The 23,807-nt window shown below is 38.8% G+C and carries 26 protein-coding genes and 1 tRNA gene; 10 read left to right on the forward strand and 17 right to left on the reverse strand.

Going from position 1 to position 23,807, the window contains the following annotated elements; all coding sequences use genetic code 11:
- On the forward strand, positions 1–762 hold the full coding sequence (locus tag ACJJVM_RS10420) for a head GIN domain-containing protein (RefSeq protein ID WP_405211635.1): 762 nt from the start codon (positions 1–3) through the stop codon (positions 760–762).
- A 76-nt stretch (positions 763–838) separates the two neighbouring features.
- On the opposite strand, the gene ACJJVM_RS10425 is transcribed toward ACJJVM_RS10420, so the two are convergent.
- Positions 839–1,438 (reverse strand): nitroreductase family protein, encoded by a 600-nt coding sequence (locus tag ACJJVM_RS10425; protein ID WP_299151258.1) that lies wholly within the window; start codon positions 1,436–1,438, stop codon positions 839–841.
- Positions 1,439–1,617: 179 nt separating this feature from the next.
- Here ACJJVM_RS10425 and ACJJVM_RS10430 point away from each other — a divergent pair, with 179 nt between their 5' ends.
- Positions 1,618–1,869, forward strand: a complete 252-nt coding sequence (locus tag ACJJVM_RS10430) for a winged helix-turn-helix transcriptional regulator (RefSeq protein ID WP_405211636.1) — start codon at positions 1,618–1,620, stop codon at positions 1,867–1,869.
- Between the two features lie 5 nt (positions 1,870–1,874).
- Here ACJJVM_RS10430 and ACJJVM_RS10435 read toward each other — a convergent pair whose 3' ends face one another.
- From ACJJVM_RS10435 to ACJJVM_RS10510, 16 genes are all read right to left on the reverse strand, one after another.
- The gene (locus ACJJVM_RS10435) at positions 1,875–2,582 is read right to left on the reverse strand and encodes a TIGR04283 family arsenosugar biosynthesis glycosyltransferase (RefSeq protein ID WP_298353533.1); all 708 of its coding nucleotides are present in this window, start codon (positions 2,580–2,582) and stop codon (positions 1,875–1,877) included.
- 53 nt (positions 2,583–2,635) lie between these two features.
- On the reverse strand, positions 2,636–3,436 hold the full coding sequence (locus ACJJVM_RS10440) for a DUF547 domain-containing protein (RefSeq protein ID WP_405211637.1): 801 nt from the start codon (positions 3,434–3,436) through the stop codon (positions 2,636–2,638).
- An 85-nt stretch (positions 3,437–3,521) separates the two neighbouring features.
- Positions 3,522–4,433: a DUF547 domain-containing protein gene (locus tag ACJJVM_RS10445; protein ID WP_405211638.1), complete on the reverse strand. Its 912-nt coding sequence runs from the start codon at positions 4,431–4,433 to the stop codon at positions 3,522–3,524.
- A 98-nt stretch (positions 4,434–4,531) separates the two neighbouring features.
- Positions 4,532–5,500: an arsenosugar biosynthesis arsenite methyltransferase ArsM gene (arsM, locus tag ACJJVM_RS10450; protein WP_035334537.1), complete on the reverse strand. Its 969-nt coding sequence runs from the start codon at positions 5,498–5,500 to the stop codon at positions 4,532–4,534.
- 81 nt (positions 5,501–5,581) lie between these two features.
- Entirely contained in the window at positions 5,582–6,394 is an 813-nt protein-coding gene (locus ACJJVM_RS10455) for a purine-nucleoside phosphorylase (protein WP_035334536.1), read from the reverse strand.
- 32 nt (positions 6,395–6,426) lie between these two features.
- A complete protein-coding gene (locus tag ACJJVM_RS10460) occupies positions 6,427–7,029 on the reverse strand; it encodes a TIGR04282 family arsenosugar biosynthesis glycosyltransferase (RefSeq protein ID WP_405211639.1) in 603 nt (200 codons plus the stop codon).
- On the reverse strand, positions 7,029–7,208 hold the full coding sequence (locus ACJJVM_RS10465) for a hypothetical protein (RefSeq protein ID WP_405203631.1): 180 nt from the start codon (positions 7,206–7,208) through the stop codon (positions 7,029–7,031). Before ACJJVM_RS10465 ends, ACJJVM_RS10460 begins: the two co-directional genes overlap by 1 nt.
- A complete protein-coding gene (locus ACJJVM_RS10470; protein WP_021778162.1) occupies positions 7,208–7,399 on the reverse strand; it encodes a hypothetical protein in 192 nt (63 codons plus the stop codon). Before ACJJVM_RS10470 ends, ACJJVM_RS10465 begins: the two co-directional genes overlap by 1 nt.
- The gene (locus ACJJVM_RS10475) at positions 7,400–7,894 is read right to left on the reverse strand and encodes a rhodanese-like domain-containing protein (protein ID WP_405211640.1); all 495 of its coding nucleotides are present in this window, start codon (positions 7,892–7,894) and stop codon (positions 7,400–7,402) included.
- A gap of 3 nt (positions 7,895–7,897) precedes the next feature.
- Entirely contained in the window at positions 7,898–8,725 is an 828-nt protein-coding gene (locus tag ACJJVM_RS10480) for a metallophosphoesterase family protein (RefSeq protein WP_405211641.1), read from the reverse strand.
- Entirely contained in the window at positions 8,710–10,044 is a 1,335-nt protein-coding gene (locus ACJJVM_RS10485) for a sodium:solute symporter (protein ID WP_405211642.1), read from the reverse strand. The genes ACJJVM_RS10480 and ACJJVM_RS10485 overlap by 16 nt, the downstream gene beginning before the upstream one ends.
- Positions 10,045–10,160: 116 nt before the next feature.
- Complete coding sequence (locus tag ACJJVM_RS10490; RefSeq protein ID WP_405211643.1) at positions 10,161–11,600, reverse strand: SusD/RagB family nutrient-binding outer membrane lipoprotein; 1,440 nt, start codon at positions 11,598–11,600, stop codon at positions 10,161–10,163.
- 34 nt (positions 11,601–11,634) lie between these two features.
- The gene (locus ACJJVM_RS10495; protein WP_405211644.1) at positions 11,635–14,850 is read right to left on the reverse strand and encodes a SusC/RagA family TonB-linked outer membrane protein; all 3,216 of its coding nucleotides are present in this window, start codon (positions 14,848–14,850) and stop codon (positions 11,635–11,637) included.
- Between the two features lie 66 nt (positions 14,851–14,916).
- Positions 14,917–15,522, reverse strand: a complete 606-nt coding sequence (locus tag ACJJVM_RS10500) for a DUF2064 domain-containing protein (RefSeq protein ID WP_405211645.1) — start codon at positions 15,520–15,522, stop codon at positions 14,917–14,919.
- Positions 15,523–15,613: 91 nt separating this feature from the next.
- Entirely contained in the window at positions 15,614–16,669 is a 1,056-nt protein-coding gene (gene arsS, locus ACJJVM_RS10505) for an arsenosugar biosynthesis radical SAM (seleno)protein ArsS (RefSeq protein ID WP_013750119.1), read from the reverse strand.
- 80 nt (positions 16,670–16,749) lie between these two features.
- On the reverse strand, positions 16,750–17,085 hold the full coding sequence (locus ACJJVM_RS10510) for an arsenosugar biosynthesis-associated peroxidase-like protein (RefSeq protein WP_013750118.1): 336 nt from the start codon (positions 17,083–17,085) through the stop codon (positions 16,750–16,752).
- Positions 17,086–17,336: 251 nt separating this feature from the next.
- Here ACJJVM_RS10510 and ACJJVM_RS10515 point away from each other — a divergent pair.
- The 8 genes from ACJJVM_RS10515 (at position 17,337) to ACJJVM_RS10550 (ending at position 23,800) form a co-directional block, all read left to right on the forward strand.
- Positions 17,337–17,409 (forward strand) — tRNA-Phe (locus tag ACJJVM_RS10515).
- A 121-nt stretch (positions 17,410–17,530) separates the two neighbouring features.
- Positions 17,531–18,307, forward strand: coding sequence for a zinc-dependent peptidase (locus ACJJVM_RS10520; RefSeq protein WP_405211646.1), 777 nt, complete (start codon positions 17,531–17,533; stop codon positions 18,305–18,307).
- A gap of 69 nt (positions 18,308–18,376) precedes the next feature.
- On the forward strand, positions 18,377–19,102 hold the full coding sequence (locus ACJJVM_RS10525; protein ID WP_405211647.1) for a type III pantothenate kinase: 726 nt from the start codon (positions 18,377–18,379) through the stop codon (positions 19,100–19,102).
- Positions 19,095–20,342 carry a hypothetical protein gene (locus ACJJVM_RS10530; RefSeq protein ID WP_405211648.1) on the forward strand — a complete coding sequence of 416 codons (1,248 nt, stop codon included), beginning with the start codon at positions 19,095–19,097 and terminating at the stop codon, positions 20,340–20,342. Before ACJJVM_RS10525 ends, ACJJVM_RS10530 begins: the two co-directional genes overlap by 8 nt.
- A gap of 17 nt (positions 20,343–20,359) precedes the next feature.
- On the forward strand, positions 20,360–21,739 hold the full coding sequence (locus tag ACJJVM_RS10535) for a M48 family metallopeptidase (protein WP_298353478.1): 1,380 nt from the start codon (positions 20,360–20,362) through the stop codon (positions 21,737–21,739).
- Complete coding sequence (gene lptC, locus ACJJVM_RS10540; RefSeq protein WP_021778175.1) at positions 21,739–22,311, forward strand: LPS export ABC transporter periplasmic protein LptC; 573 nt, start codon at positions 21,739–21,741, stop codon at positions 22,309–22,311. Before ACJJVM_RS10535 ends, lptC begins: the two co-directional genes overlap by 1 nt.
- Positions 22,308–22,502: a hypothetical protein gene (locus tag ACJJVM_RS10545; protein WP_021778176.1), complete on the forward strand. Its 195-nt coding sequence runs from the start codon at positions 22,308–22,310 to the stop codon at positions 22,500–22,502. The genes lptC and ACJJVM_RS10545 overlap by 4 nt, the downstream gene beginning before the upstream one ends.
- Positions 22,502–23,800: a hemolysin family protein gene (locus ACJJVM_RS10550; protein ID WP_405211649.1), complete on the forward strand. Its 1,299-nt coding sequence runs from the start codon at positions 22,502–22,504 to the stop codon at positions 23,798–23,800. Before ACJJVM_RS10545 ends, ACJJVM_RS10550 begins: the two co-directional genes overlap by 1 nt.
- Positions 23,801–23,807: the final 7 nt, after the last annotated feature.

Below are 23,807 nucleotides of genomic sequence, written 5' to 3' on the forward strand. Positions count from 1 at the left end.
ATGAGACACTCCATTTATATAGCTAGTATAATAGTAATCATTGTAAGTGCCATTTCTTGTGATACAGAAGATACACTTACGTGTCTAAAAACCACAGGCGATATCATTACACAAGAGTATGACCTTACAGATTTTGATAGTATTACCATCTTTGAACGTGCTCAGCTCATAGTGACAGACGCTCCAGTTATCTCGGTAAGACTAGAAACTGGAGAAAATTTACTTGAAGATTTTGAAATTCTCATAGAGGACAATACACTCAAGATTAAAAACACAGCTTCTTGTAATGTTATACGTGATTATGATACATCAAAGGTGTATGTGAGTCATCCCGATTTAAAACAGATACGTAATAGCAGCGGGCAAACGGTAGAGGCAGAGGGTGTCTTGACCTGGAACTCACTCAGGTTAGTAAGTGATGACCTTATAGAAGAAGACTTTTATCATAAAGATGGAGACTTTAATCTTACACTAGATGCAGAAAATGTGCTATTACAATGCAACGGATTGTCTAATTTCTTCATAAATGGAAGTGTGACAAATCTTACCATAAATTTACTAGATGGTGATAGTAGATTACCCTTAGAAGATCTTGATGTTCAAAATGTCTCTATCTTCCACAGAGGGACTAATGATGTGATACTAGCACCACAATTATCTATCGTGGGAGAATTACGTAGTACGGGTAATTTGATTTTAAAAAACACACCACCAGTTGTTGAGGTAGAAAGCTTCTTTACGGGTGAAGTTATTATTGATTAATTATTCTTTCGCTTAAAGCGAAAAAAAAGCGCCCCAGTATGGAGCGCTTTGTATAATAAAATCTAAGTAGTTCAGACTATATAGTTTCTACCACTTTATCTAATGCGATTCTTGATTTTGGATTTTTGCTAGGTTGGTTAAAATCCTCTTCATCTCTATATCCTATAGCCACGGCAACTAGGGTTGCATAGCCATCGTTTCCTATAATCTTGTCATAGTTTGCAGGTTCAATTCCTTCCATAGGTGTAGCGTCTATGCCCATAACCGCACAAGCACTTAGTAATACACCTACAGAGAGATATACTTGCTTATCAAACCAAGCAGTAACCTGTTCTTTAGGTAGCGGTTTTAAGTTCTCATTATAATAATCTACCATTCCTTGTGGTAATTCTCTCTTTATTTGCTCTTCAAAAAGTGATAAATCATCTACTCTACTAAAAACAACTACAGTATCACTCTTAGTTACTTTCTCAGTGTTTATCCAAGATACTTTAGAGAGCTTCTCTTTTGTGTCTTGATCAGAAACAAAAGTAAATTTCCAAGGCTGGCTGTTTATAGAAGAAGGACTTAGTCTTAAACTTTCTTTAAGCTCTTCTATGTGCTTAGGATCTATCTTTTTTGTCTCGTCATACACCTTTGTGGTGTAGCGCTCTTGCATTGCATTTATAAAACTCATAACGTTTATTTTTTTTGCTGTATTAAGTATTTTAGTAAAAGTATATACAGTTATATAGCTTTGCAAGAACAGCCAAAAAGTATAGGTTTAATTTAACACATCGAGATGTATGCCTTTAAATGAGAAAAGGCTCTTGCTGTACAAGTCTTATGATGGGAGTGATAGGAGATAAGTGGTAAATGGTAATCATTTATCACCTTATAGAAGGTCCCTTACGATGTAGTGAGTTACGCAAGCAAATGCCTTCTGTGACAGAGCGTACACTTAGCCTACAGCTCAAAACACTAGAGAGTGATGGTATTATAGATAGAAAGGTTTATACTACTAAGCCACCACTTAAAGTAGCGTATATGCTTACAGATTTAGGAAAGTCACTTATACCACTTATAAACGCAATTACAGACTGGGGTCGCAAAGCAGATGAGGTATAAATCTGTTATGAGATCTTGTTGAGATAATATTTGTGCAAATCTTCTGCACTAGCGCCTAGCCATTTGCGCACATAAATACTCCAGAAGTGAAACTGTAATTTCCAGATACCATTTTCCTCATAACGACGTGCAGAGGTTGTGAGCCATTCTTGAATAACGACAAATTTACGTCGCGCATATAACTTATTTATAAGGTCATTATCCTCATAAATAATATATCGCTCATCAAAGCGGCCCAGTTCTTCAAAAAGAGCTTTGGTAATAAACTGGCTCTGGTCACCACCACGGCACGCTCGCCACTTAAACTTTGTAAGCCAGCCAGCTAGCTGTAGCCACCAGTGATTAGAATCAAACTTCATTTTAAAGCAACCTGCAGGATTACCCTGAGTGACCTCTTTTAAAATGAGTGCATCATAGTTTTGAGGTGGGTAAGAGTCTGCGTGTAAAAAGTAAAGTATGTTACCTGTAGCTTGTATGGCTCCCGTATTCATCTGTCGTGCTCGACCTTTTTGAGACGTGATAATAGATACCGTTTTACTAAGCGCTGCATATTGAGTGACTTGAGTAACAGTGTCATCACTACTGCCACCATCTACAACGATGATTTCGTGTATATAATTTTGAGAAGACGCCTTGTTTTCTAGGTGAGTGAGCAATGCACATATGGTCTCAGACTCATTAAGAACAGGGATAACTACAGATATAGAATTCATTAAAGATGTATCTTATTCTAAATGTACGCAAAAACACCTCAATCAGTTTTACTTTATTGCTTATTTAAGCCCCAATCATATTCCTTAAAAGTGACAGGTGTACCAGTCGCAACCTGAGTATTTGCATATTTATTTATATAGGGTAGTAAGCTTTTATTTGATCCTCTATAAAAGTCTTCTGTGTAAAATTTAAAAATAGAAGAAAGCGCTGCCGTATTTGCGCTAATATCATTTTTTGAACTATTAATAAACTGTTTAGTTGCTTTGTCAAGTTGCTCATTGATTTTACCAGCAGTGTACGCCTCACGCAGTAGCGGTGGGCAAGAGATAGATGCACAGTTTATAGCAAAATGTATTCTAGGCTCATTCATCTTGCGTAGCACGCCATTTTCAATGCCACCTAGAGAGAGCAGGCGTCCATCTACTCTTGCACGCCCTTTAGTCCACGGGGCATCTATATCTTTTATACTGCTTACCTCTGGGTTATCAAGTATGAGCTCTACGGTAACTGCGTTATAAAGATTAATATAATAAGCAAGTAACTCTTGTTCACTCCACTTGTTTGATGGATCAAGATTTGCGAGTTGATCTAAGTAGCCGTTAAGTAGCGGTCTATCTTTTTGGAATCCATCAAAGTCTACAAGTCCCTCTTCATTTACATACTTTTTGAGTAATGAGTCCCATTGCGAGTGATCTACATTTACAGCAGAGTTTGCCGTAGTAGATGTAAGTGGTTGTGTTACTTCCTTAGTAGGTTGCCCTTGACTTGTAATCCCTCCAGCAGAGAGCAACGCACAGCTTTGTAAAGAGATGGCTATGGCTATTAGTGATAAAATGCGTGTGTATATTTTCATAACTATTATTTTATTGTTTTACACTTTCGTGAAAACTTAATATCGCTTTTTCAAAATAGATAAGCGAGTAATTAAGAAAACTTTACTACTTATTGAGCGTCCAGTCATATGCTTTATATCTCACTTTCGCCGAAGGTGAAATAGGAGTTGTAGCGTACGTATTTAGATAATCTATGAGGCTACCCTCCGTTTTAAAATCTTTTGCAAACCAGCTGAAAATTTTAGATACCTCGACTCTTTCCGTTGTAATCGTGTTACGAGAGCTGTCATTTATAAAATTACGAGCTAGCTTATCAAGCTGGTCGTCTACACTTGCCGCTGTAAAAGCCTCATTAAGCAATGGCGGGCAAGAAAATGAAGCGCAGTTTATCCCAAAGTGAATTCTTGCATCGCCCATTTTTCTTAAAATATCGTGCTCTATCTGGTTGAGGTTATACCAGCGATCTTCAAGTTTCCAGAATCGTTGATCCCACGGGTTTTTAATATCCTTTATGCTTTCTAGCGGATAGTGACGTAAGATAAGATCTATAGTCATTGCATTATATGCGTTCATCCAGTAGACGAGCTTTTCTTCTTGAGACCACGTATCTGTAGGTGTTTGTTCTCCTAGTAGTTTAATGTAGTTGCGTAGTTTTCCCCAGTTTGATTTAAAACTATTATAATCTACATTTCCAGCTGGTGATACATATGCCTTAAGTAAGTCATTAAAACTATCGTGATTAACAGTTTCTGTAATTGCAGTATTAAAAACTTCAACTTCAACTTCAACTTCAACTTCAATTTCTTCTGATTCTGTAATCATCTCCTCTGCTGGAGCACTTACTGTGGTTGTATCTTCTGTAACAGTTATGATGGGAGCTGTTTCTATAGAGACACTATCTTTCTTTATGACAACAGGTGTTTCGGCAGTAGAGACTTCAGGTGGTGCAGTTATAGTCTTAGTTGTGCTACAAGCACAAGCAAGACCGAGTAAAGCAATGTAAAGAAAGGTTTTCATAGATGTTGGTTTCATAAAAAAGCGCCTCTTATAAAGAAACGCTTTTTGTGTGACTCATACGTATAGAGTCGTATGTATTATAAAAAACTAACAGTAGCCTAGCAACATCCACCACCATCATAGTGATACGTAGACTCGCTTATAAAGATGTCATCACGACCTAAAGCAGCAAGTGCTCCTGCTGTTTTATCACAAATAGCCAGCGGCTGATTTTTAAGAAGGATGTGTCCTAGCTTATCATCAAAAAAATCTTCTTCTCCATAATAAATAGCAGCTTTACCTGTAAAAATACAAGGTCCGTCTGCTGGCATAGGATCTTTGATTGCTGCTACTTCAATAGACTCAATGTAAATGAGCTCATCTGTAGGATATGCTCCAGGATTAAGTATTCTATATGGCTTACGAGCTCTTATCTCAATAGTTCCAAAACCAGCATCTGTAAGTGCTTTTACATACTCGGCTATAGGTAAACTCCCAGAAAGACAAAGCGCACGTAAACGATCATCATTACGTAATTCCTCATTCATTTCCTGCTCACAAGTAGGGTCGCTCATTACAAGCTTGCCGTGAGGTTTAAGCACGCGATACATCTCTGCAATGGCGCGTTTTAAATCTTCTGCTTTAAAGATGTTGAAGAGGCAGTTTTGTGCTGCTACGTCTATTGAGTTATCTGCCACATTAAGGTTAAGGGCATCTCCTTTTTGAAGATCTACAAATTCGCTCTTAAACCAAGGGTTTAACTTCTCTGCTTCTATAAAGTTTTTGCGAGATGCTTCTAGCATTTCATCTACCACATCTACACCTACTACGCCACCTTTATTACGATTAAAGTATGCAAACTGTAAAAGCTCCATACCACCACCTACACCTACATATAGCATCTTAGGCTCATTAGTAAGATCACGAGCATTTACAGTGCTTCCGCAACCATAATTCATCTCTTGCATAATCTTTGGGATCTTTAATCCAGGTAACTCCCAGATAGGATTTGTAGTACAGCACAGTCCTACATCTGGTGTAAGTGCTGCTTCTTTATAAAGATCATTTGTAGCATTAAGGTAACTCATAACTTGTTGTTTGAATAGATAGTAGTTCGTTTGTAATAATGATATCTTTTGGTTTAGATTCCGCTTTCGCGAAAGCGTACTTTACAAAGATTTAATCAATCCCGTAAAGAGCGTGATCATCTCTGGCTCTGCCTTACCAGCCATTGCAATTATTTCTGGAATATCTACTGGCTTGAGGTTGTCTGGGTCACACTCATCTGTAAGAACAGATACTGCCACCACTGGAAGTTTTAAGTGATTTGCTACGATAATTTCTGGTACAGTACTCATCCCTACAGCATCTGCTCCTATAATTCTTAAGTAGCGATACTCTGCGCGAGTTTCTAGCTGTGGGCCTACTACAGAGGCATATACTCCCTCGTGTAAGTTTATGCCATTATCTTTTGCAATAGTGCGTAGCGTATTGTTCATAGCAGCATCGTAAGGTGCGCTCATATCTACAAAGCGCTCTCCCATTTTTTCTACTCCTTTAAAAGCTAGCGGTGATCCTCCTTGTAGATTAATGTGATCATCTATGAGCATTAATTCTCCTTTTTTGAAATCAAGGTTAATCGCTCCAGAAGCATTAGATACTAATAGGTGCTTGATACCTAAAGCGTGCATCACACGTACTGGGTAAGTTACATCTGTAAGTGAGTAGCCTTCATACACGTGAAAACGGCCTTGCATAATGATAACCTTTTTACCTTCAAGCGTACCGTAAATTAATTTACCTGTATGGAACTCTACAGTTGCCGTTGGAAAATTAGGAATATGATTATAGCTTGCGGTGTGTTCTATCTCAACACGATCAATAAGTTGCCCAAGACCAGTACCTAAAATGATACCTACTTCAGGATTTTCAAAGCCTTTGCTTTTTAAGTAATCTGCTGTTTCTATGATGTATTTTTCCATAATATGTTTTTTAAACGTATTAAATTTTCTTGTTATTGTAAATACTGAGCAAACTCAGCATATGGTTTTAAGTCCTCTGCAAAGTCAATGTCGTTAAGGGTTTCAAGTTGATGAACTTTTGCTGTTGCTAGATCATTCATAGTACTGGCAAAGACCGTATCGCCACCCCATTCTTTATTGTAAAATACGTCTTTTACAAGCTTATTCATTCCCAATAAATAATAACCACCATCTTGGGCTGGGCCTATTACTGCATCATTAGAGTGTAGCGCGTCAAAAGCCTCATTTATGTGAGAAGCACGTAAGTCGTAGAGGTCACTTCCTACAATGAGTACATTGTCATACCCATCTGCAAAGGCTTTTTCAAATGCATTATACATACGTACTCCTAGATCTTCGCCTTCTTGCTGGAATTTTTCAAAAATAGCATTGTCCCACATATCATTATCGCGCACCTTCACAGAGTAGCCCACGCGTTTAGTACAATTTAAAGTGCTTACTACGTCTTTGGTGTGTGACAAGAGCTTCTTGTAAATCTCAAGAGCATTTTCTTGACCTACACCTTTGGCTAGTCTGCTTTTTACTTTGCCTAGTTCTGGATTCCTGGTGAATATGAGTACTATGTTTTTTTTCATTATTGCTTTCTATAATTATATACGAGGTACAAAAACATAAGCGCCATCGTGATGAGCTGCTGGTATATACTCGCATTAATAGACCAACCTAGGTTCTCAAAATTTAGCTTGCTTACAGTAAGTACGAGTAATAGGATAAGGAGTATGATAAATATGAGAATGATTTTCTTTCTAGTCATTACTCGTCATCTTTTTTTGTCCACTGGTCACTTTTTTTAATAGCTATAAACATCCCAATATTTGCAATAATAATGAGACTACTAGAGAGATAGTCTTTCCAGGTGGATGTCTCGTTAGTAAGATGATATGCCAGTAAAGCAAATCCTCCTATGGTGAGTCCTATAAAAATGAGTGGTATATATTTATTCATTTAGTAAACTTTATGTCCTGTTTTTAAATACTTCCCCCAAACTTTGGAAAATACGTGAACAGAGTCGGTTGGTTGTTTGTTCTTGTTTTGAATTTCGTAGCCTTCATCTTTCCAGGCAAATATGCTTCCGTAAAGATTTTTGACGTTTGTAAATCCTTTCTTCTTTAGTCGCTCGCCAAAATCTTCAGAGCGTATCCCTACAGAGCAATAAACGACGATGGGTTGATCTTTTTTTGCTTTCGCGAAAGCGTACATACTATCATTCACCTTCTCAGAAACCCACACTGCTCCTGGGATATGGCTTACCTCAAATTCTTCCTTTTTACGAGTGTCTAAAATTAAATAGTCACTCATTTCCATCTTGAGTTCTTGCACAGAAATATAAGGAACAGAGCGCGTGTTGTACTGTTTTAAGAGCACATCCATATCCGACTGTCCAAATGAAACTGCCGAAACCAATAGAAGTAATATGTAAGCGATATTCTTAGTGTTCACGTCTTATAGTTTTATGCCAAATCCTTGTAAGCCACTCTCTACAGGTGGTAGTATTTCTGTGTTGTCCCAGATGCCAGTTACGATAGTACGTGCATATTCTTCTGGTAGTAAGCCGTTCTGCATTAACTGGCTCGTGAGCTTGTAATTATATGCAAAGGTATGATGTTCATAGCTAAGATTGCCAGAAGTGTCATCTAGAATGGCATACCAGACTTCGGTAGAGCCATCATTTGCCGGCATCCCGATCACGCCAGGGTTGAGCCATAATTTATCTTCTTGCTCCGTATGAAAAGGCAAGCCGCAATGTCCAGCAATAATCACATCACTTTGTGTTGTATCAAAATTTGAACCTTTTATTTCCCAAGGCGTAGATTTAAATATAAATTCAGAAATATGATTATATGAGCCGTGTACAACCGTCACCTTTTTACCAGCGTAGGTAAATGTAATATGGTCTGGAAGCGCCTCTAAGGTCTCTAGCGAATTCTTAGAGAGTTTGCTTTGTGCGTAAGGATACCACAGCTGGCTAAAACCATCACAACGCGATCCTTCTCTAAAGTCACACCCGCAATCTTCTGCGCCCTCACTCAATTGCTTTTCTACATTACCAGCGATACCGTGTGTTCCCCATATTTTATAGAGTTGTACGGTTTCTTCTGGTTGCGCACAATATCCCACGATATCTCCTGTGCAGATGCAATTTTCTGGAGCAATTCCTTGCTGCTCTGCAATAGCTTTTAGTTTCTCTAGCGCTTGTAGATTGCTATACACACCGCCATAAAGGAGTACTTTGCCGGTAAGATTGCCTATGTTTTTTATCTTTTTATCCATCGTGGTATGAGGTATAATATGGAGCAGGCTGTGATGCCCCAGACGTTTGTCCAGAGTAACGCAGCATAAGATCCTGTTGTAAATTGTAATGATAGTGGTAAGGCATCAAAAACTAATATGAAGCCAAAAATGATACCCGTCACTACACTCAAGTAATAGCTGATTTTTGGGGCTGGCTTTCGCCAAAATAAAAATACTGGCGTTAGTCCAATTACCATCGTTCCAGATATGGTCGTCGCGCTTAAAATCTCTGCATTAAGAAATACGGGAATGGTTCCCAATATGGCAATTACAGCCATAGATAATCTCCCAAACGAAAGATTTTTACCCAAATTTAAATCGACTGAAAGTAGCTTTGAAAATGAGGAGAATGTACTATCCAGCGTAGATGCCGCCGATGTAATCATAATAAAGTTGATGACTAACAATATGACTACGCCAAAAGCTTTACCCACTTCTACCGCGGCTTGGCCTGCCATTCCTTGTGATTGGGCATAAACACCTATAACACTAAATAAGATAATACAAGCTGCTCCCAATACCGAGGCGATTAGAAAGCTTCGTAAAGTAACCTTAGGCGAACTTAAAAAAGCTCTATCTGTCAATACTGGATCGTGAAAGGGATATGAAAATGACTGTAATAAGGCTGCAAAAAGTAAATTAAGACCAAGATCAAAGCTCCACGTTCCAGAGGTCGCAACCTCCTTCACACTAAAATCATCTACCGAAAATATACTCCATAAAATCACACATAGCAGTATGGAGAATAATCCCATCTGTATCACATCTGTAAATATAGAACTGCTCAATCCGCCCTTGAGCGCATAAGCCAGAGTGAGTATGGTAAATACCAGAATCGCCCAATAATAAGGAGTGCTTCCCATTTCTCCAAAATAAGAACCTATCACCATCGTGTTACTCCACACCTCATTAAAAAGCCTAATGGCTATGAGCACAGAAAATAAGCGCATCGCTCCTTTTCCAAAGCGAGAAGTCAGAAACTGATGTATACTTGTAAACCCACCTTGCAAACGCATCTGGTAGATAATCATACCAGCCACAGCAAAGGAGAGGTAATAACCCGCATAAGCCACACCACCCACAATCCCAAAACTCAGACCTAGGTTAGCAGCATTGGTTATACTCTTTGCAAAAATCCACGAGATAATGAGACTACCCGTAAGCATCCACACATTAGGAGACTTCTTACGATGCGTAGCCTTAAAAAACTCATCAGGACTTTTGGCAAGCGGAGACAGCACAAACATCAACACACTCGATGCTATAATTAATCCCCATTGCCAGATTTCTACATTCATATATTGGTTTCTTATTCTAATCGTTATCACTTTCCGTTAGGAAAATGTATTTCATAAAAGTTCCCCTCTTTGAAGAGGGGCTAGGGGAGATGTCCGCAGTACCCTCCCACAATTCCTTAATCTACATCCCACCACACGCGCACATTAAGACTATTGCCATCTGTCGCATCAAATGCTGTCTGGTAATTATCTGCATTGAGCGCTTCTTCTTCAGATGGGTAGGGCATACGTACGGGAATTAAACCGTCATTAAGACTTGCTTGCACATCCATAAACGCAGGAAAACCGGTGCGTCTATATTCTATCCAACCTTCATAACCGTTTATAATGTTTGCAATCCACTTTTGAGTAAGTATTTGTTCTAGTGGCGAACTATCTGCGTTATTAAAAGCAGCATTTCCTGTTAGATAATCTGCTGGTAAAGGTGTTTGCCAGTATTCAAAAGCGAGTGTCACGCCATTCTCATAAAGTGCCTGCGCATCTGCGGTGATAAGTCCGCGCTGGGCAGCTTCGGCGAGTGCAAGCGAAGTTTCCCAAGCGGTCATAAAGTTTGCGTCTAGCACAGAAGTATCTTCTCTAAAAGCAGTACCTGCAAGTGATAAATCTCCTAGCACGGCAGCCGTTGAGGTTGCATCTATACCATTTATAAGTCCGTTAAATTCGTCAGTATTTGATGCTGGTCTAAAAAACGTATTAAGCCTCGTATCTTCAAGGTCTACAAGAATGGTTTCCATCGTTTCAGAAAGCACAAAGTTGTTAAAGTCACCCACACGCAACTGTGCAAGTCTAAAACTGTTAGGCTCCGTATTGCTAAAGTTAAAAACAGCATTATCACTATTACTAGTTATAAAGTTATCCTCATTAACCAGCGCTTGTAAATCTGCACTTACATCTACACGATCTGAGATACGTAAAAGATGTTTGATTTTAAGACTGTTTGCAAAGCGTACCCAAGCTTGTAAGTCACCACCATAAAGAATATCTCCTTCTAGCGGGATCACATCTTCATAAGCCTCAATAGCAGCAATTCCCGCATCTAGATTGGCTAGAATACCATCTGCTGCAGTATATATAGCCTCCTGTGTGTCATAAGCTGGTGTTACCGTTCCATCTATTCCATTAAACGCTTCTGAGTAAGGAACATCGCCAAAAAGATCTGTAAGTCCAGCCGCCATATACGCCTTGAGGATAAGTGCAGGCCCTTCATATACAGCAAAGGTCACATTAGTTTGCGCCTGCTGTAAGATAATCTCATTGTCTCTTAAATTCGTATAAAAAATAGGCCAAGGATTTCCACCTAGCTGCGGTGATTTTAAGGCGTGACGATCAAAAAGATTAAAGTCAAGAGCCGTTCTGTGCTGCGAGAGTAAATCTCCAGCCACAAAACCTTCGTAACTCATTTGCTCTCCGTAGTCATAAATAACTTGTCGCAATAACAAGCTAGGTTGCACGCTTACGGGATCATTTGGGTTAGTATTTATTTCTTCAAAATCTTCTGTGCAACTGCTCATTCCAAGTAAAAGCAGGAGGGAAGTGATGTATAAAAATTGTTTCATTTGTAATGTTTTATGTTACGCTTTCGCGAAAGCGTTAAAAGTTAAATCCTGCCTTAAATCCGAAGCTTCTTGTTGTAGCATAGCTCAAATCTTCTACACCGCTCACAAATCCTTGTCCCTGCACTGCAAGTTGCTCAGGGTCAAAATGTGGGTTTTCTGTGATAGCAAAAAGATTGCGTCCTATAAGTGAAAGGTTTACGTCTACACCTTCTTTAAGACCGATAAATCCGTCTTTAAGCTTGAAAGAATATCCTATCGAAAACTGACGAAGTTTTAAGAATGAGGCGTCATAAATGTTATTTTCTTCGTGGTTACGGTCATAAAACTGACGGTAGTAACTCTCTGCCGAAACTGCCGTGGTGTTTGGAACAAAATTTGGATTTGCCGCAGTACCTGTGTTTACAACTCCTTGTGCTATAATTCCCTCTTCTGGGCGGAAAGCTGTTTCTGCTAGTTGACCTCCTACATTACCTAGCGCTCGCGTTCTTGAGACAATATCTCCACCTTGACGCCAGTCAAATAAGAAAGAAGCACTCCACTGCTTGTAACGGAAATCATTGTTCCACCCTAGATTAAAATCTGCGGTGTAGTTTCCTATTTTTTTGAGGTTGTTATCTGCAATAAAGCGACCGTTATTATCAATGATAAAATCGCCATCGTCATTACGTAGGTAGCCTGTTCCATAAATATCGCCAACTTCCCCGCCTTCTTCTACTTGAAAGAATACGGTTTGGTTTGCGCTGTCATAAATACGGCTAAAGGCAAGCGTAAGACGACCATCAGATTGCGGTAGACTTTCAACCACAGACTTATTGGTGCTGAAGTTAAAGGTCGTGTTCCATCTAAAGTTTTCATTTACGATAGGAGTGATGCCCGCAATGACCTCGATACCCGAAGTGCGCACCTCACCACCATTTACCACCTGCTGATTAAAGCCTGAGGAAATAGCAATGGGCAAGGAGATAATCTGATCTTTAGTAAGTGCGTTGTAGTACGTGAAATCTACATTAAACCTGTCTTTAAAGAAACGTATATCCGTACCTATCTCGTACGATGTAGTTTGTTCTGGTTTAAGGTTTGCATTAGGGATAAAGTTTTGTGCGCTAAAAGTAGGCTGCCCTTCAAAAGGAGTTTGTGCGATAAACGCTCCAGAAGTTTGGAAAGGATTAGTGTCATTACCCACCTGAGCAACACTTGCTCTTAATTGCAAGTAGCTTATTGCTTTTGGAAGTTGCCATACGTTAGACCCTATAAAACTCAAACTAGCCGAAGGATAGAAAAACGAAGTGTTATCTGCACTAAAAGGTGTTGCAAGTGCACTAGACCAGTCATTACGTCCTGTAACGTCTAGGTATAAGAAATTCTTGTAACCCAGTTTTGCCACTCCGTAAAATGAGTTGATACGCTTTTCAGATTCAAATTGGAATGCTTCTATAGGTGATGCGGCATTATTAAGGTTAAAGATACCTGGTTGTGCAAGGTTTGTGGTTTGCACTTGTTTTGTAGAAGCTACTTGTGATAAGCGATTACCTCCAAGACTTACATCTAGCGAGAAATCGCCAAACTTGTTATCATAGTTAAGTAAGAAGTCTGTATTAATCTCACGATAAAAAACATCGTGCTCTGCATAGCCACCATTCTGGAAACGGTTAGAACTAAAGTTTCTTAAAAACTGTCGTTTCTCACTACTGTAGTCCATCCCTGTGCGTATGGTAAGGTCAAGATTTTTGGCGAGTGTTTGTGTAAGGGCTATGTTACCAAAAACGCGATCACGGTTAAAAGAGTTTCTGTTTTCTTGTAAGATAAAAAACGGATTATCAAAGAAAGTGTAGTTAAAAGAGTACTGCTGCACGCCTTCTAGTCCTGGCTGCCAGTAATCACGGAGGCTGTCTATATTAAGAGAGCGAGGTCCCCAGGCTACGAGCGAGTAATTTACATTCTCACTTCCGTATCCATTTGATGGGCGGTTGTCGCTTCCAGAATTTACGTAACTAATGCTCGCCTTGATTTTAGTTTTGTCTGTTGGCTTAAAATTGAGTTTTGTAGCGATGGTTTGTCTATCTAAGTTTACACCAGGGATGATAGACTCACTACGTAAATCTGTAAACGATATACGGAAATCACCTTTGTCAAATCCGCTAGAGACAGATACATTATTTATGGTGGTCACTCCAGTTTCATAAAAGTCTTTTAGGTTATCTGGGTTTGACCTAAATTCTGTAGGAGTGATGGCAAGTCCATTGTATAAAGCTGTATCTCCACCACGTACAATCGTTCCGTCTGCAAGCGTCACCGGACTATCAAATTGCGGAATTAAATTTCCGGCATCTAGCCTAGGTCCCCAAGAGTACGTAATGTTATCTGAGATTCCTGCTCCAAGGCCATCTACATATTCAAAAACGCCTCCTTGTCCTTGACCATACTCGTTTTGAAAATCTGGAAGTTGGAAAGCACTGTCTAAAAAGATAGAAGAGTTAATGCTTATACCCAATCCTTTTTTCTTGCTACCATCTTTAGTTTCTATAACAATGACTCCATTTGACGCACGCGTACCGTATAGTGCTGCTGCACTTGGGCCTTTAAGTACAGAAACAGAAGCAATATCATCTGGATTTACTTCCATTGCGCCGTTCCCAAAATCTACTTCTTGAAAACCTGCGGCTGCCTCATTTGTAAAGTTAAAAACAGTGTTGTTATTAATAGGTACACCATCTACTACAAACAACGGATTGTTATTAGAAAAAGAAGCTTCTCCACGTATGCTTATGCGTGATGAAGAGCCTACTCCTGTTGCGCCTTGTGTGATGGTAACTCCCGCAAGCTTACCAGAAAGGTTGTCCAGAAAGTTTACAGACTTTACCTCGTCTATAGCTTCTGAGTTTATGGTCTGTACAGTATATCCTAGCTCTCGAGTATTGCGTTTTACACCGAGTGCAGTAACAACAATCTCATTTAATCCCTCAAAGGAATTTTCTAGGACGATATTAAGGGTTGTTTGATTATTAATGTCAACTGACTGAGAAGTAAATCCTAAAGCAGAAAACTGTAATCTCTTGTTTTGTGTGGTTGTAGTGATGGTGTAGAAACCATTTTCGTCTGTAATAGTTCCTTGAGTTGTGCCCTCTAGAATAACATTTACAAAAGGGATTGTAGTGTTGTCTTCTGCGCTTGTGACGGTTCCGGTAACGGTAGTTTGAGCATACAAACTTGCTGTAAAAAGCAAGAGCATACTAAGATAAAATGATTTCATCTGAGTGTATTAGTTGGTAAATAAGAAAATCTAAGAATAACTGTAAGCTGTTGTGGCTTACAAGATTTAAATACGAACTAATGAAGGTGATCCTTTGTTAAAGTGGCTTTTAGTGAGCGACTCAAAGAATCGGTTTGTAGTATGGTAATCAAGAGAAAGACCTTGATTTACTATGTTTTGTATAAGTTGTAATAGTCTCTTTGATAATGTAAAAGCCTCTTTGAGCATCTGCTGTAAATCTGCAAATGTGTCAAGATCTGAAAGGGTCTCAAGGAGGTAAAGGTTTGTACGCTTTCGCGAAAGCGTATCAGAAATAATAGCACCCAGTTTACTAGACTGCCACGGTAGGTTTTTAAATTGCTCAGGCTTAAAATGTTTCTTTTTAATCCCCATTAAATAGCAACCGCCATCTGTACTTGGTCCAATAACAAGCGCAGACTGTTTGAGCTTTTCTTGTGCTAAAAGTATATGCCCCGCCGAAAGGTGCGGAGTGTCATTGCCTATGGTTATAACTTGGTCATAACCACTGTCAAAAACCGAGGTAAGCGCATTTGTAAAACGCTCGCCAAAGGTGTTTCCTACCTGCTCATTTTCAGAAAAAATAACATAGGGAATTCCCGTCTTGCGTGCCGTAGCAATAGTTTGCCTATTGAGCTCTTTAAATAAAGCCACAGACTGCCCGAGCTTCTTGCGAGAAGCTTCGGTAGTTGCTGTTTGAGCAAATATGAGTATGGCGGTTTTTGGTGTCGTGATTTTCTACGTATTAAGCAACAGTTCCTTGACAACTACTTCCTGCACCTGCAGTACAACCATAACAGTGCTGAGAGATCATAATGTTACGATCATTAAGTAAATCTTCATTATAATCTTTAATGTGCTTTACACTACTCGCCACTGGTAATTCTAGCATTTGATTAAAATCACAATCAAATAAATAACCATCCCAGCTTATTGAAATTGTGTTTTTACACATTACATTCTCTACTGCGGCAGGGTTATATGCCTCTACAAGTTGATACATATAATCCTCATAGTTTTCTGATGCGATGAGGTAATCTAAAAATCGTGCTATAGGTAAGTTTGTGATTGCAAAAAGGTTGTGGAACTGGATATTAAAATCCTCCATAAGTGCCTTTTTAAAATCCTTCTCCATACTTGCTTGGTCTCCCGGTAAGAAAGCTCCAGATGGATTGTAAACTAGGTCTAGTCTTAAGTCACTTCCTGGCATACCGTAGCCACGCTCGTTAAGCTCTTGTAATGCTTTTATAGATTTATCAAAAACTCCATCACCGCGTTGCTTGTCTGTTTTACCACGTGTCCAGTGTGGCATAGATGAGATGACGTGTACATTGTGTTTTTTAAAGAAATCTGGAAGATCGTAGTACTTTTTATTTGCACGTATAATGGTAAGGTTAGAACGTACAATAAAGTCTTTAATCCCAGCCTTACTTGCTTCTTCTACAAAACGTCTAAAATGCGGATTCATCTCTGGTGCGCCACCAGTAAGATCTAGCGTGTGAGCACCAGTATTGCGTATCACTTCTAGACATTGCTCCATAGTCTCCCAAGTCATAATCTCCTTGCGATCTGGACCAGCATCTACGTGACAGTGATCACACACTTGATTACACATATACCCCACGTTTATTTGGAGTATTTCTAGTTTGTTAGGGCGTAACGGTAGCTGGTTGGTCTCCTTTATTTTTTTAGCAAACGTAGGTAGTTCATCTTTAAAAATACCATTAGATAAAATTTCTATCTGCTTGTTTGCTTGTGCGAGTTCGCTACCTTCTTTCTTCAGTGATTTTGTTGCTGACATTTAAAAATGTTTGTCGTTTGTAGTGTTGATTTCTTTTGGTTGGAAATCTGTATGAGTACGCTTTCGCGAAAGCGTAAAAACTACCCGTCTAGTTTATTTACTTTATTCATCATCATCACGCCGTGTACGAGCGTCGCACCACTTTTTATAGCGGCACCTACGTGTACAGCCTCCATCATCTCTTCCTTAGTGATTCCTTTCTGTAGGCCGTCTTTAGTATATGCATCTATACAATATGGGCACTGCTCTGTGTGGGCAACGGCAAGCGCGATGAGCGATTTCTCACGCGCGGTGAGTGCTCCCTCTTCAAAAACTTTACCGTAGTAGTCAAAAAACTTAGTTCCTAACTCTTCACTCCACTCTGTGATTTTTCCGAATTTTCTTAAATCTTTTGGGTCGTAATATTGATCTGCCATAGTTATATATTATGTAAGCATACGAATATATGCTTAATCGTAATTAACTACAATTACTTACGTAGAAATAAAGAATAAGGTTTCTAATTTGTGAAATATGCGGTCTCGAAAAAAATATTGCAATTTTTTTCAAAAAGATGTTGCTAGATCTCAGAAAGGTTTTATATTTGCATCCGCTTACGAGAAGTATCGCATACAACTCAACAAATAGTGTGAGTCACATTGCAAACGTAAGCCACCTAAAAGCTTTAGGTACCTTAGCTCAGTTGGTAGAGCAACGGACTGAAAATCCGTGTGTCCCTGGTTCGATTCCTGGAGGTACCACATTAAAACCCGATCTTTTGATCGGGTTTTTTGTTTTATATAACTTTCGTTGTTGCAATTGCTTCACAGTCGTACATTGCGGTTTGATGTGAGATATATTTTAAAAGTAATAAGACACTAGATGATTATACTATTCCTTTTGGCTGGATTAGCCTTATTTGTTTTTATGGGTTACGGACTTTTTACGCTTTCGCGAAAGCGTACACCAGATCCTTTCCCATCTACTTGGGAGTCTTTATTAAGTGATGAAGTGCTTTTTTACAAAGAGCTCACTCCTAAAAGGAAGGAATTCTTTAAAAAAAGAATGATGGCCTTTCTCACCGAAGTAAATGTAGAGGCTGTAGGATTTGACCTGTCTGATAAGGATAAGGTGTTTGTGGCAGCTAGTGCGGTGATCCCTATTTTTAACTTTGGAGACTGGCATTACAATAATTTAGATACGGTACTTATTTATCCAGATTACTTTAATGCAAATCTCGAGTATCACTCAGAGGGTGAAGATCGTATTATAGGAGGTATGGTAGGGACGGGGCAGTTTGAAAACCATATGATACTCTCTCGCAAGGCGCTTCATTTTGGGTTTAATAATAAGACAGATAAAGGAAATACAGCGATACACGAGTTTGTACATTTACTTGATAAGATGGATGGTGAGGTAGATGGTATACCAGAACAGTTACTAGGTAAAGAAAATATTGTACCCTGGCTAGATATGATGCATACAGAGATGGAGGCTATAAATAATGATACCTCAGACATAAGAAAATATGGTGGTACAAGTAAAATAGAGTTTTTTGCGGTGGCGGCAGAGTACTTTTTTGAGCGTCCAGATCTATTTAAACGTAAACATCCGGAGTTATACAAAATGCTTGAAGTTTGTTTTGTAACAGGTTATTAGGGTGATTTTTACCATTACCTTAACAATGTGGGTGCTTTCCTTTTGTATTTTTGGCGCTTACTATTGTATATGCAACTTATAATTGATGTAGGGAATACTAGGGTTAAGGCCGCTATCTATAAAGGAGATGCGCTGCAGGCTAAGCATCACTTTGCATTACAAGACTTTAGTGAAGAGGTAGGTGAGTTTGCAGGTCTTTATCCTATTAAAAAGGCAATTATATCTTCTGTAGGAAGGCTTACAGATGAGCAAGCTAGATCTGTGCAATTACGTTTTCCTACGATTGTGCTTTCGCACAATACAACGCTTCCATTTACAAACGATTATGGTACGCCAGAGACGCTGGGTGTAGATAGAATGGCTCTTGTGGCTGCTTTTATGCAATCACATCCTCAAAAAAATGGACTCATTATAGACGCGGGTACTTGTATTACCTATGATTTTATAACTAATAAAGGTTCTTATAAAGGTGGAGCAATCTCGCCAGGTTTGCGCTTGCGTTATGAGACACTTAATAGACTTACAGCAAATCTTCCGCTGTTAGAAAAACAAATGCCAGATAGTATAATAGGGACTAGTACAGAAGAATCTATACACTCTGGAGTTGTGCAAGGCACTTTGCTTGAAATAGATGGTGCAATAAATCATTACAAAGAGCATTATAATGTGGATACCGTAATAATAACGGGTGGTGATGGAGAATTCTTGGCAAAACGATTAAAAAATAGCATCTTTGCGCACTCAAATTTTTTGCTTGAGGGCCTCAATTATATCTTAACATATCAGAATGATTAAAAAACTTTTTATTGTAGCAGTGCTGATGATGGCCGTTAAAGGTCTTGCCCAAGAAGGAGCTACTACTTCTCCATACTCTTTTTATGGAGTGGGGATACAACAGTTTAGAGGAACCGTAGAAAATAAATCTATGGGAGGCATACAGACGTATAGCGATAGTTTACACCTCAATTTATTAAACCCTGCATCACTAGGTAAATTGCGTTACACCACTTTTACAGTAGGAGGTAACCATAACGAAGTAAATGCAGAAGATGCCACGACAAAAGAGGGTTCTTCAAAATCTACTTTTGATTATCTAGCCATTGGTTTTCCTATTTCAAAAAAAGGAGGGGTGAGCATAGGTCTTATGCCATATACGGCAGTAGGGTATAAACTGGATGATAGTACAGATGACGTTCTTAACCGTTTTACGGGCCGTGGCGGTCTTAACCGTGCGTTTGTTTCTACAGGTTATACACTTGCAAAAGGACTTACAGTGGGAGCAAGTATGTACTACTACTTTGGAAATATTCAAAACGAAGCTGTAAGATCTCAAGAAGAAGCAGAGCTAGGTACGAGAGAGTCTAATAGAAGTGACTTTTCGGGATTAGCATTTGAGCTTGGGGCACAGTATGAAACAATGATTAGTGATAAGCTTGAGCTAAGGTCATCAGTAAAGTATGTTCCATCTGCTACTATAGGTACAGAAAATGAGAGAGAGGTTTCTACAGTTTTATTTAATAGTCTAGGTTTACTACAAGATGTAGATGTGCAAGAAATAAGTGTTCCAGATACAGATTTTGATCTTCCTTCTTCGGTAACGGTAGGGTTAGGTATAGGAGAAAAGAATAAGTGGTTCTTTGGTGGTGAGTACACAAGCCAGCAAACAAGTAGTTTTAGTAATAGAACCTTTACTCCAGATAATGTTTCCTTTGAAGATGCAACGCAAATGAGAGTAGGAGGTTTTTATACGCCAAAATATAATTCTATCTCAAGTTACTGGGAGCGTATGACTTACCGTGCAGGATTTAGATATGAGGAGACTGGACTTGTAGTTTCTAATGAGGATATAAATGAGTTTGGCATATCTTTTGGAGTTGGACTACCTACAGGACGAAGAATTAGTAATCTTAACTTACAATTTGAAGTAGGGCAGAGAGGAACTACAAACGCAAACCTTATACAAGAAAACTTTTTTAACGTAGGCGTAAGTTTATCAATAAACGACTTATGGTTTGTCCAAACTAAATTTAATTAACAGTAAAACCTAACATTATGAAAACTAGATTAACCACATTTTTTGTAGCGCTCGTCATAGCTGGCGGATTTACAGCAAATGCACAAATAAGTGAGGAGTGCCTTACGACGGGTTCTATATTTGTAGAAGCTGCAAAAGTTAAAAATTACGAGGCTGCAAGAGCACCTTTTGAAAAACTTCAAAAAGACTGCCCTAACTATTCTCTAGCTTTATACCAGTATGGAGAGCGTTTACTCAAAGCAGATCTTAAAGCTGCAAGCGCTGCCGAAAAAGGAGCTGTAGCACAAAAGCTTATTGAGTTTTTAAAGAAGAGAGAGCAATACTTCCCTGCAAAAACTCCAAAAGGAAAGAACGCAGCAGCACAGGCGCAAATAATGTTTGATAACAAACTTGGAACGCCAAAAGCACAATTTGATGCATTTCAAAATGCATTTAATATGGATGCAAATTCTATTACAAGTGCAAAAAACATCTACACTCGTTTTAAGCTAGCAGTAGATCTTTATAAGAATGGACAGCAAGTGCAACTTCAAGAGGTTTTTGACCTTTATGATGATACGCAAGCAAAGCTTAATAAAGAAGCGACTGCACTAGATTCAAAATTACAGAAGCTAGTAGAAAAAGAAGAATCTGGTACTGCACTTAGCGCAAAAGAGAAAAGAAGAGTAAAAGGTTATAATACAAACCTTAAGGCTTTCGGAATCTTTGGAGGAAGTACAGATGGGGCTCTTGGAGAGTTAGGTAACTGTGAGAACCTTGTGCCACTTTATCAGAAGGATTTTGATTCTATGAAGAATGATAAGGAGTGGATCAAGAAAGCTGCAGGACGTCTTGCAAGTAAAGATTGTACAGATACAGATTTATTTAAGCAAATGGTTGAGAACCTTCACAGACTTGAGCCTTCTGCAAAATCTGCAAAGTACTTAGGTATCTTAGCTGGAAACAGAGGAGACTCTGCTGCAGAGGCAAGATATTACCAAGAAGCTATCGATCTTGAAACAGATCCAAAAGAAAGAGCAAATGCTTATTACAGACTTGCAGAAAAAGCAAGAAAAAGTGGTAGCTACGGTAAAGCAAGAGGTCTTTATAACAAAGCGCTTAGTGAAGACCCATCTTACGGTATTGTTTACTTGAGAATTGCAGCAATGTATGCCGCAAGTGCAAATAACTGTGGTCAGACTACTTTTGATAAGAGAGCCGTATACTGGTTAGCTGCTAGTACAGCACAAAGAGCTGGGCGTGTAAGTCCATCACTAGCTGGTACTGCAAACAAGACAGCAGCAAGTTACAGAGCTTTAGCTCCAAGTAAAGCAGATGTATTTACATCTGGAAAAGCTGGTCAAACTATCAAGATAGGATGTTGGATTGGATCAAGTGTAAGAGTTCCAAATAACTAATGTCACTACTACATAGAAATATATTAAAAATCTTAGTCACGGCTTTTGCCGTGACTTTGTTTTTAAGTTGTGATAGTAAAGCAGACGATATACGTAGGTTAAGTATGAAGTCTGATGGTCCTGTTACAGAAGGTAGGGGTATTAATCTTAAGTATGTAGATTCTGGTAAAGTCACTGCACATTTAAAAACACCTTACATAAAAAATTATGCAAACGCCTCTTTTCCTTATGAGGAGTTTCCAGATGGAATAGAAGTCACTTTTATAAGTGAAGATGGTAAGGAGAATTTAATTACTTCAAACTATGCCATACGTTATAAGGGCACAAACCTTATAGATTTACAAGATAATGTGGTGTTGTTTACCCACGACTCTATAACTTTAAAAGCACAACAGCTGTACTGGGATCAATCTAATAGTTGGATTTTTACAGATCAGCCGTACACGCTTATTCTTAAAGATGGCTCTCGTAACGACGGAGACCTCTTTGACTCAAATGAAGACTTTACAAATTTTGTATCTTTAAACAACGTAGCAAAACAATACGTAAAAGAAAATTCTGAAGACTTATGATGCGATATGCAAAATACACAGAGTATGTATATATAATAGTTGCCGTGCTTGCAGGTTATAAAACAGTATCACTTTGGGGTGAAGATCGCTCTAGAGCATACCTGTTCTTGTTTTTCTTTGCTGTGAGTGTAGGGATGTATTTCTTTAGGCGTCATTTCCGTAAGAAGTTTGAAAACAGGAAAAACTCTTAATGGGAAGTTTTGAAGGACAGATTATAACCATATGTTGCTCGCTCATACTCTCTGCGTTTTTTTCAGGAATGGAGATTGCTTATGTGTCGGCAAATAAAATACATATTGAAATAGAGAAGAAGCAAAATGATTTTCTCTCTATTGTTCTCAAAAAACTTACTGCAAAACCTTCCAAGTTTATAGCAACAATGCTGCTGGGTAATAATATTGCCCTGGTTGTATATGGTTATTTTATGGGGGCACTCTTACAAGGGTGGCTGGAGAATATGCCTTTCGGCGAAAGTTTAACGTGGCTCAATACCTTCGTACAAGAATTTAGCCTGCTTAGTCAGACGATTATTTCTACACTAGTGATTTTAATCACAGCCGAATTTTTACCAAAAGTTTTCTTTCAGATTTATGCAAATAAGCTTCTTAAGTTTTTTGCAATACCTGCTTATTTCTTTTACCTCTTATTTTATGTGCTAAGCGCATTTATTATTTGGATATCAGACCTCGTTCTTAAATACTTATTTAAGACAGATGGAGATGAGGTGCAGTTAGCTTTCACGAAAGTGGAACTAGGAAATTACATATCTGAGCAAATGGAATCTGTAAACGACTCTGATGAGGTAGATACAGAAATACAGATTTTTCAAAATGCACTAGAGTTTTCTGAGGTAAAGTCACGAGAAGTGATGTTGCCCCGTACTGAGATTGTAGCTGTAGATGAGCGCACTACGCCTGCCGCAATAAATAAGATTTTTATAGAAACGGGACTTTCTAAAATACTGGTTTATAAAGATACAATAGATGATATAATAGGCTACGTGCACTCTTTTGAGCTTTTTAAGAGGCCTAAAACGATAAGTAGCGTATTGATGCCGGTAGTCTATGTGCCAGAGACTATGCTGGTAAAAGATGTGCTTAATGTGCTTACTAAAAAACGCAAAAGCATTTGTGTCGTTATAGATGAGTACGGTGGGACTAGCGGTATGATGACCGTTGAGGATATCGTAGAAGAACTTTTTGGCGAGATAGAAGATGAGCACGATACAGTCGCACTAGTAGAGGAGCAGTTAAGCGGTTCTAGTTACAGACTTTCTGCTAGACACGAGGTAGACTACCTCAATGAGACGTATAAACTGGATCTGCCAGAAAGTGAGAATTATGAGACTTTAGGGGGTCTCGTGGTAAGCCATACCGAAGAAATTCCAGAAGAGGGAGAGACCATTGAGATAGAGGGAATAATCTTTCACATCTTAGAGACTTCAAATACAAAAATAGAACTCTTAGAAGTCCGTATTTCTAAAGACTAAATTGCCT

Origin of the sequence: Dokdonia sp. Asnod2-E02, assembly GCF_045063915.1 — a bacterium.
GTDB lineage: Bacteria > Bacteroidota > Bacteroidia > Flavobacteriales > Flavobacteriaceae > Dokdonia.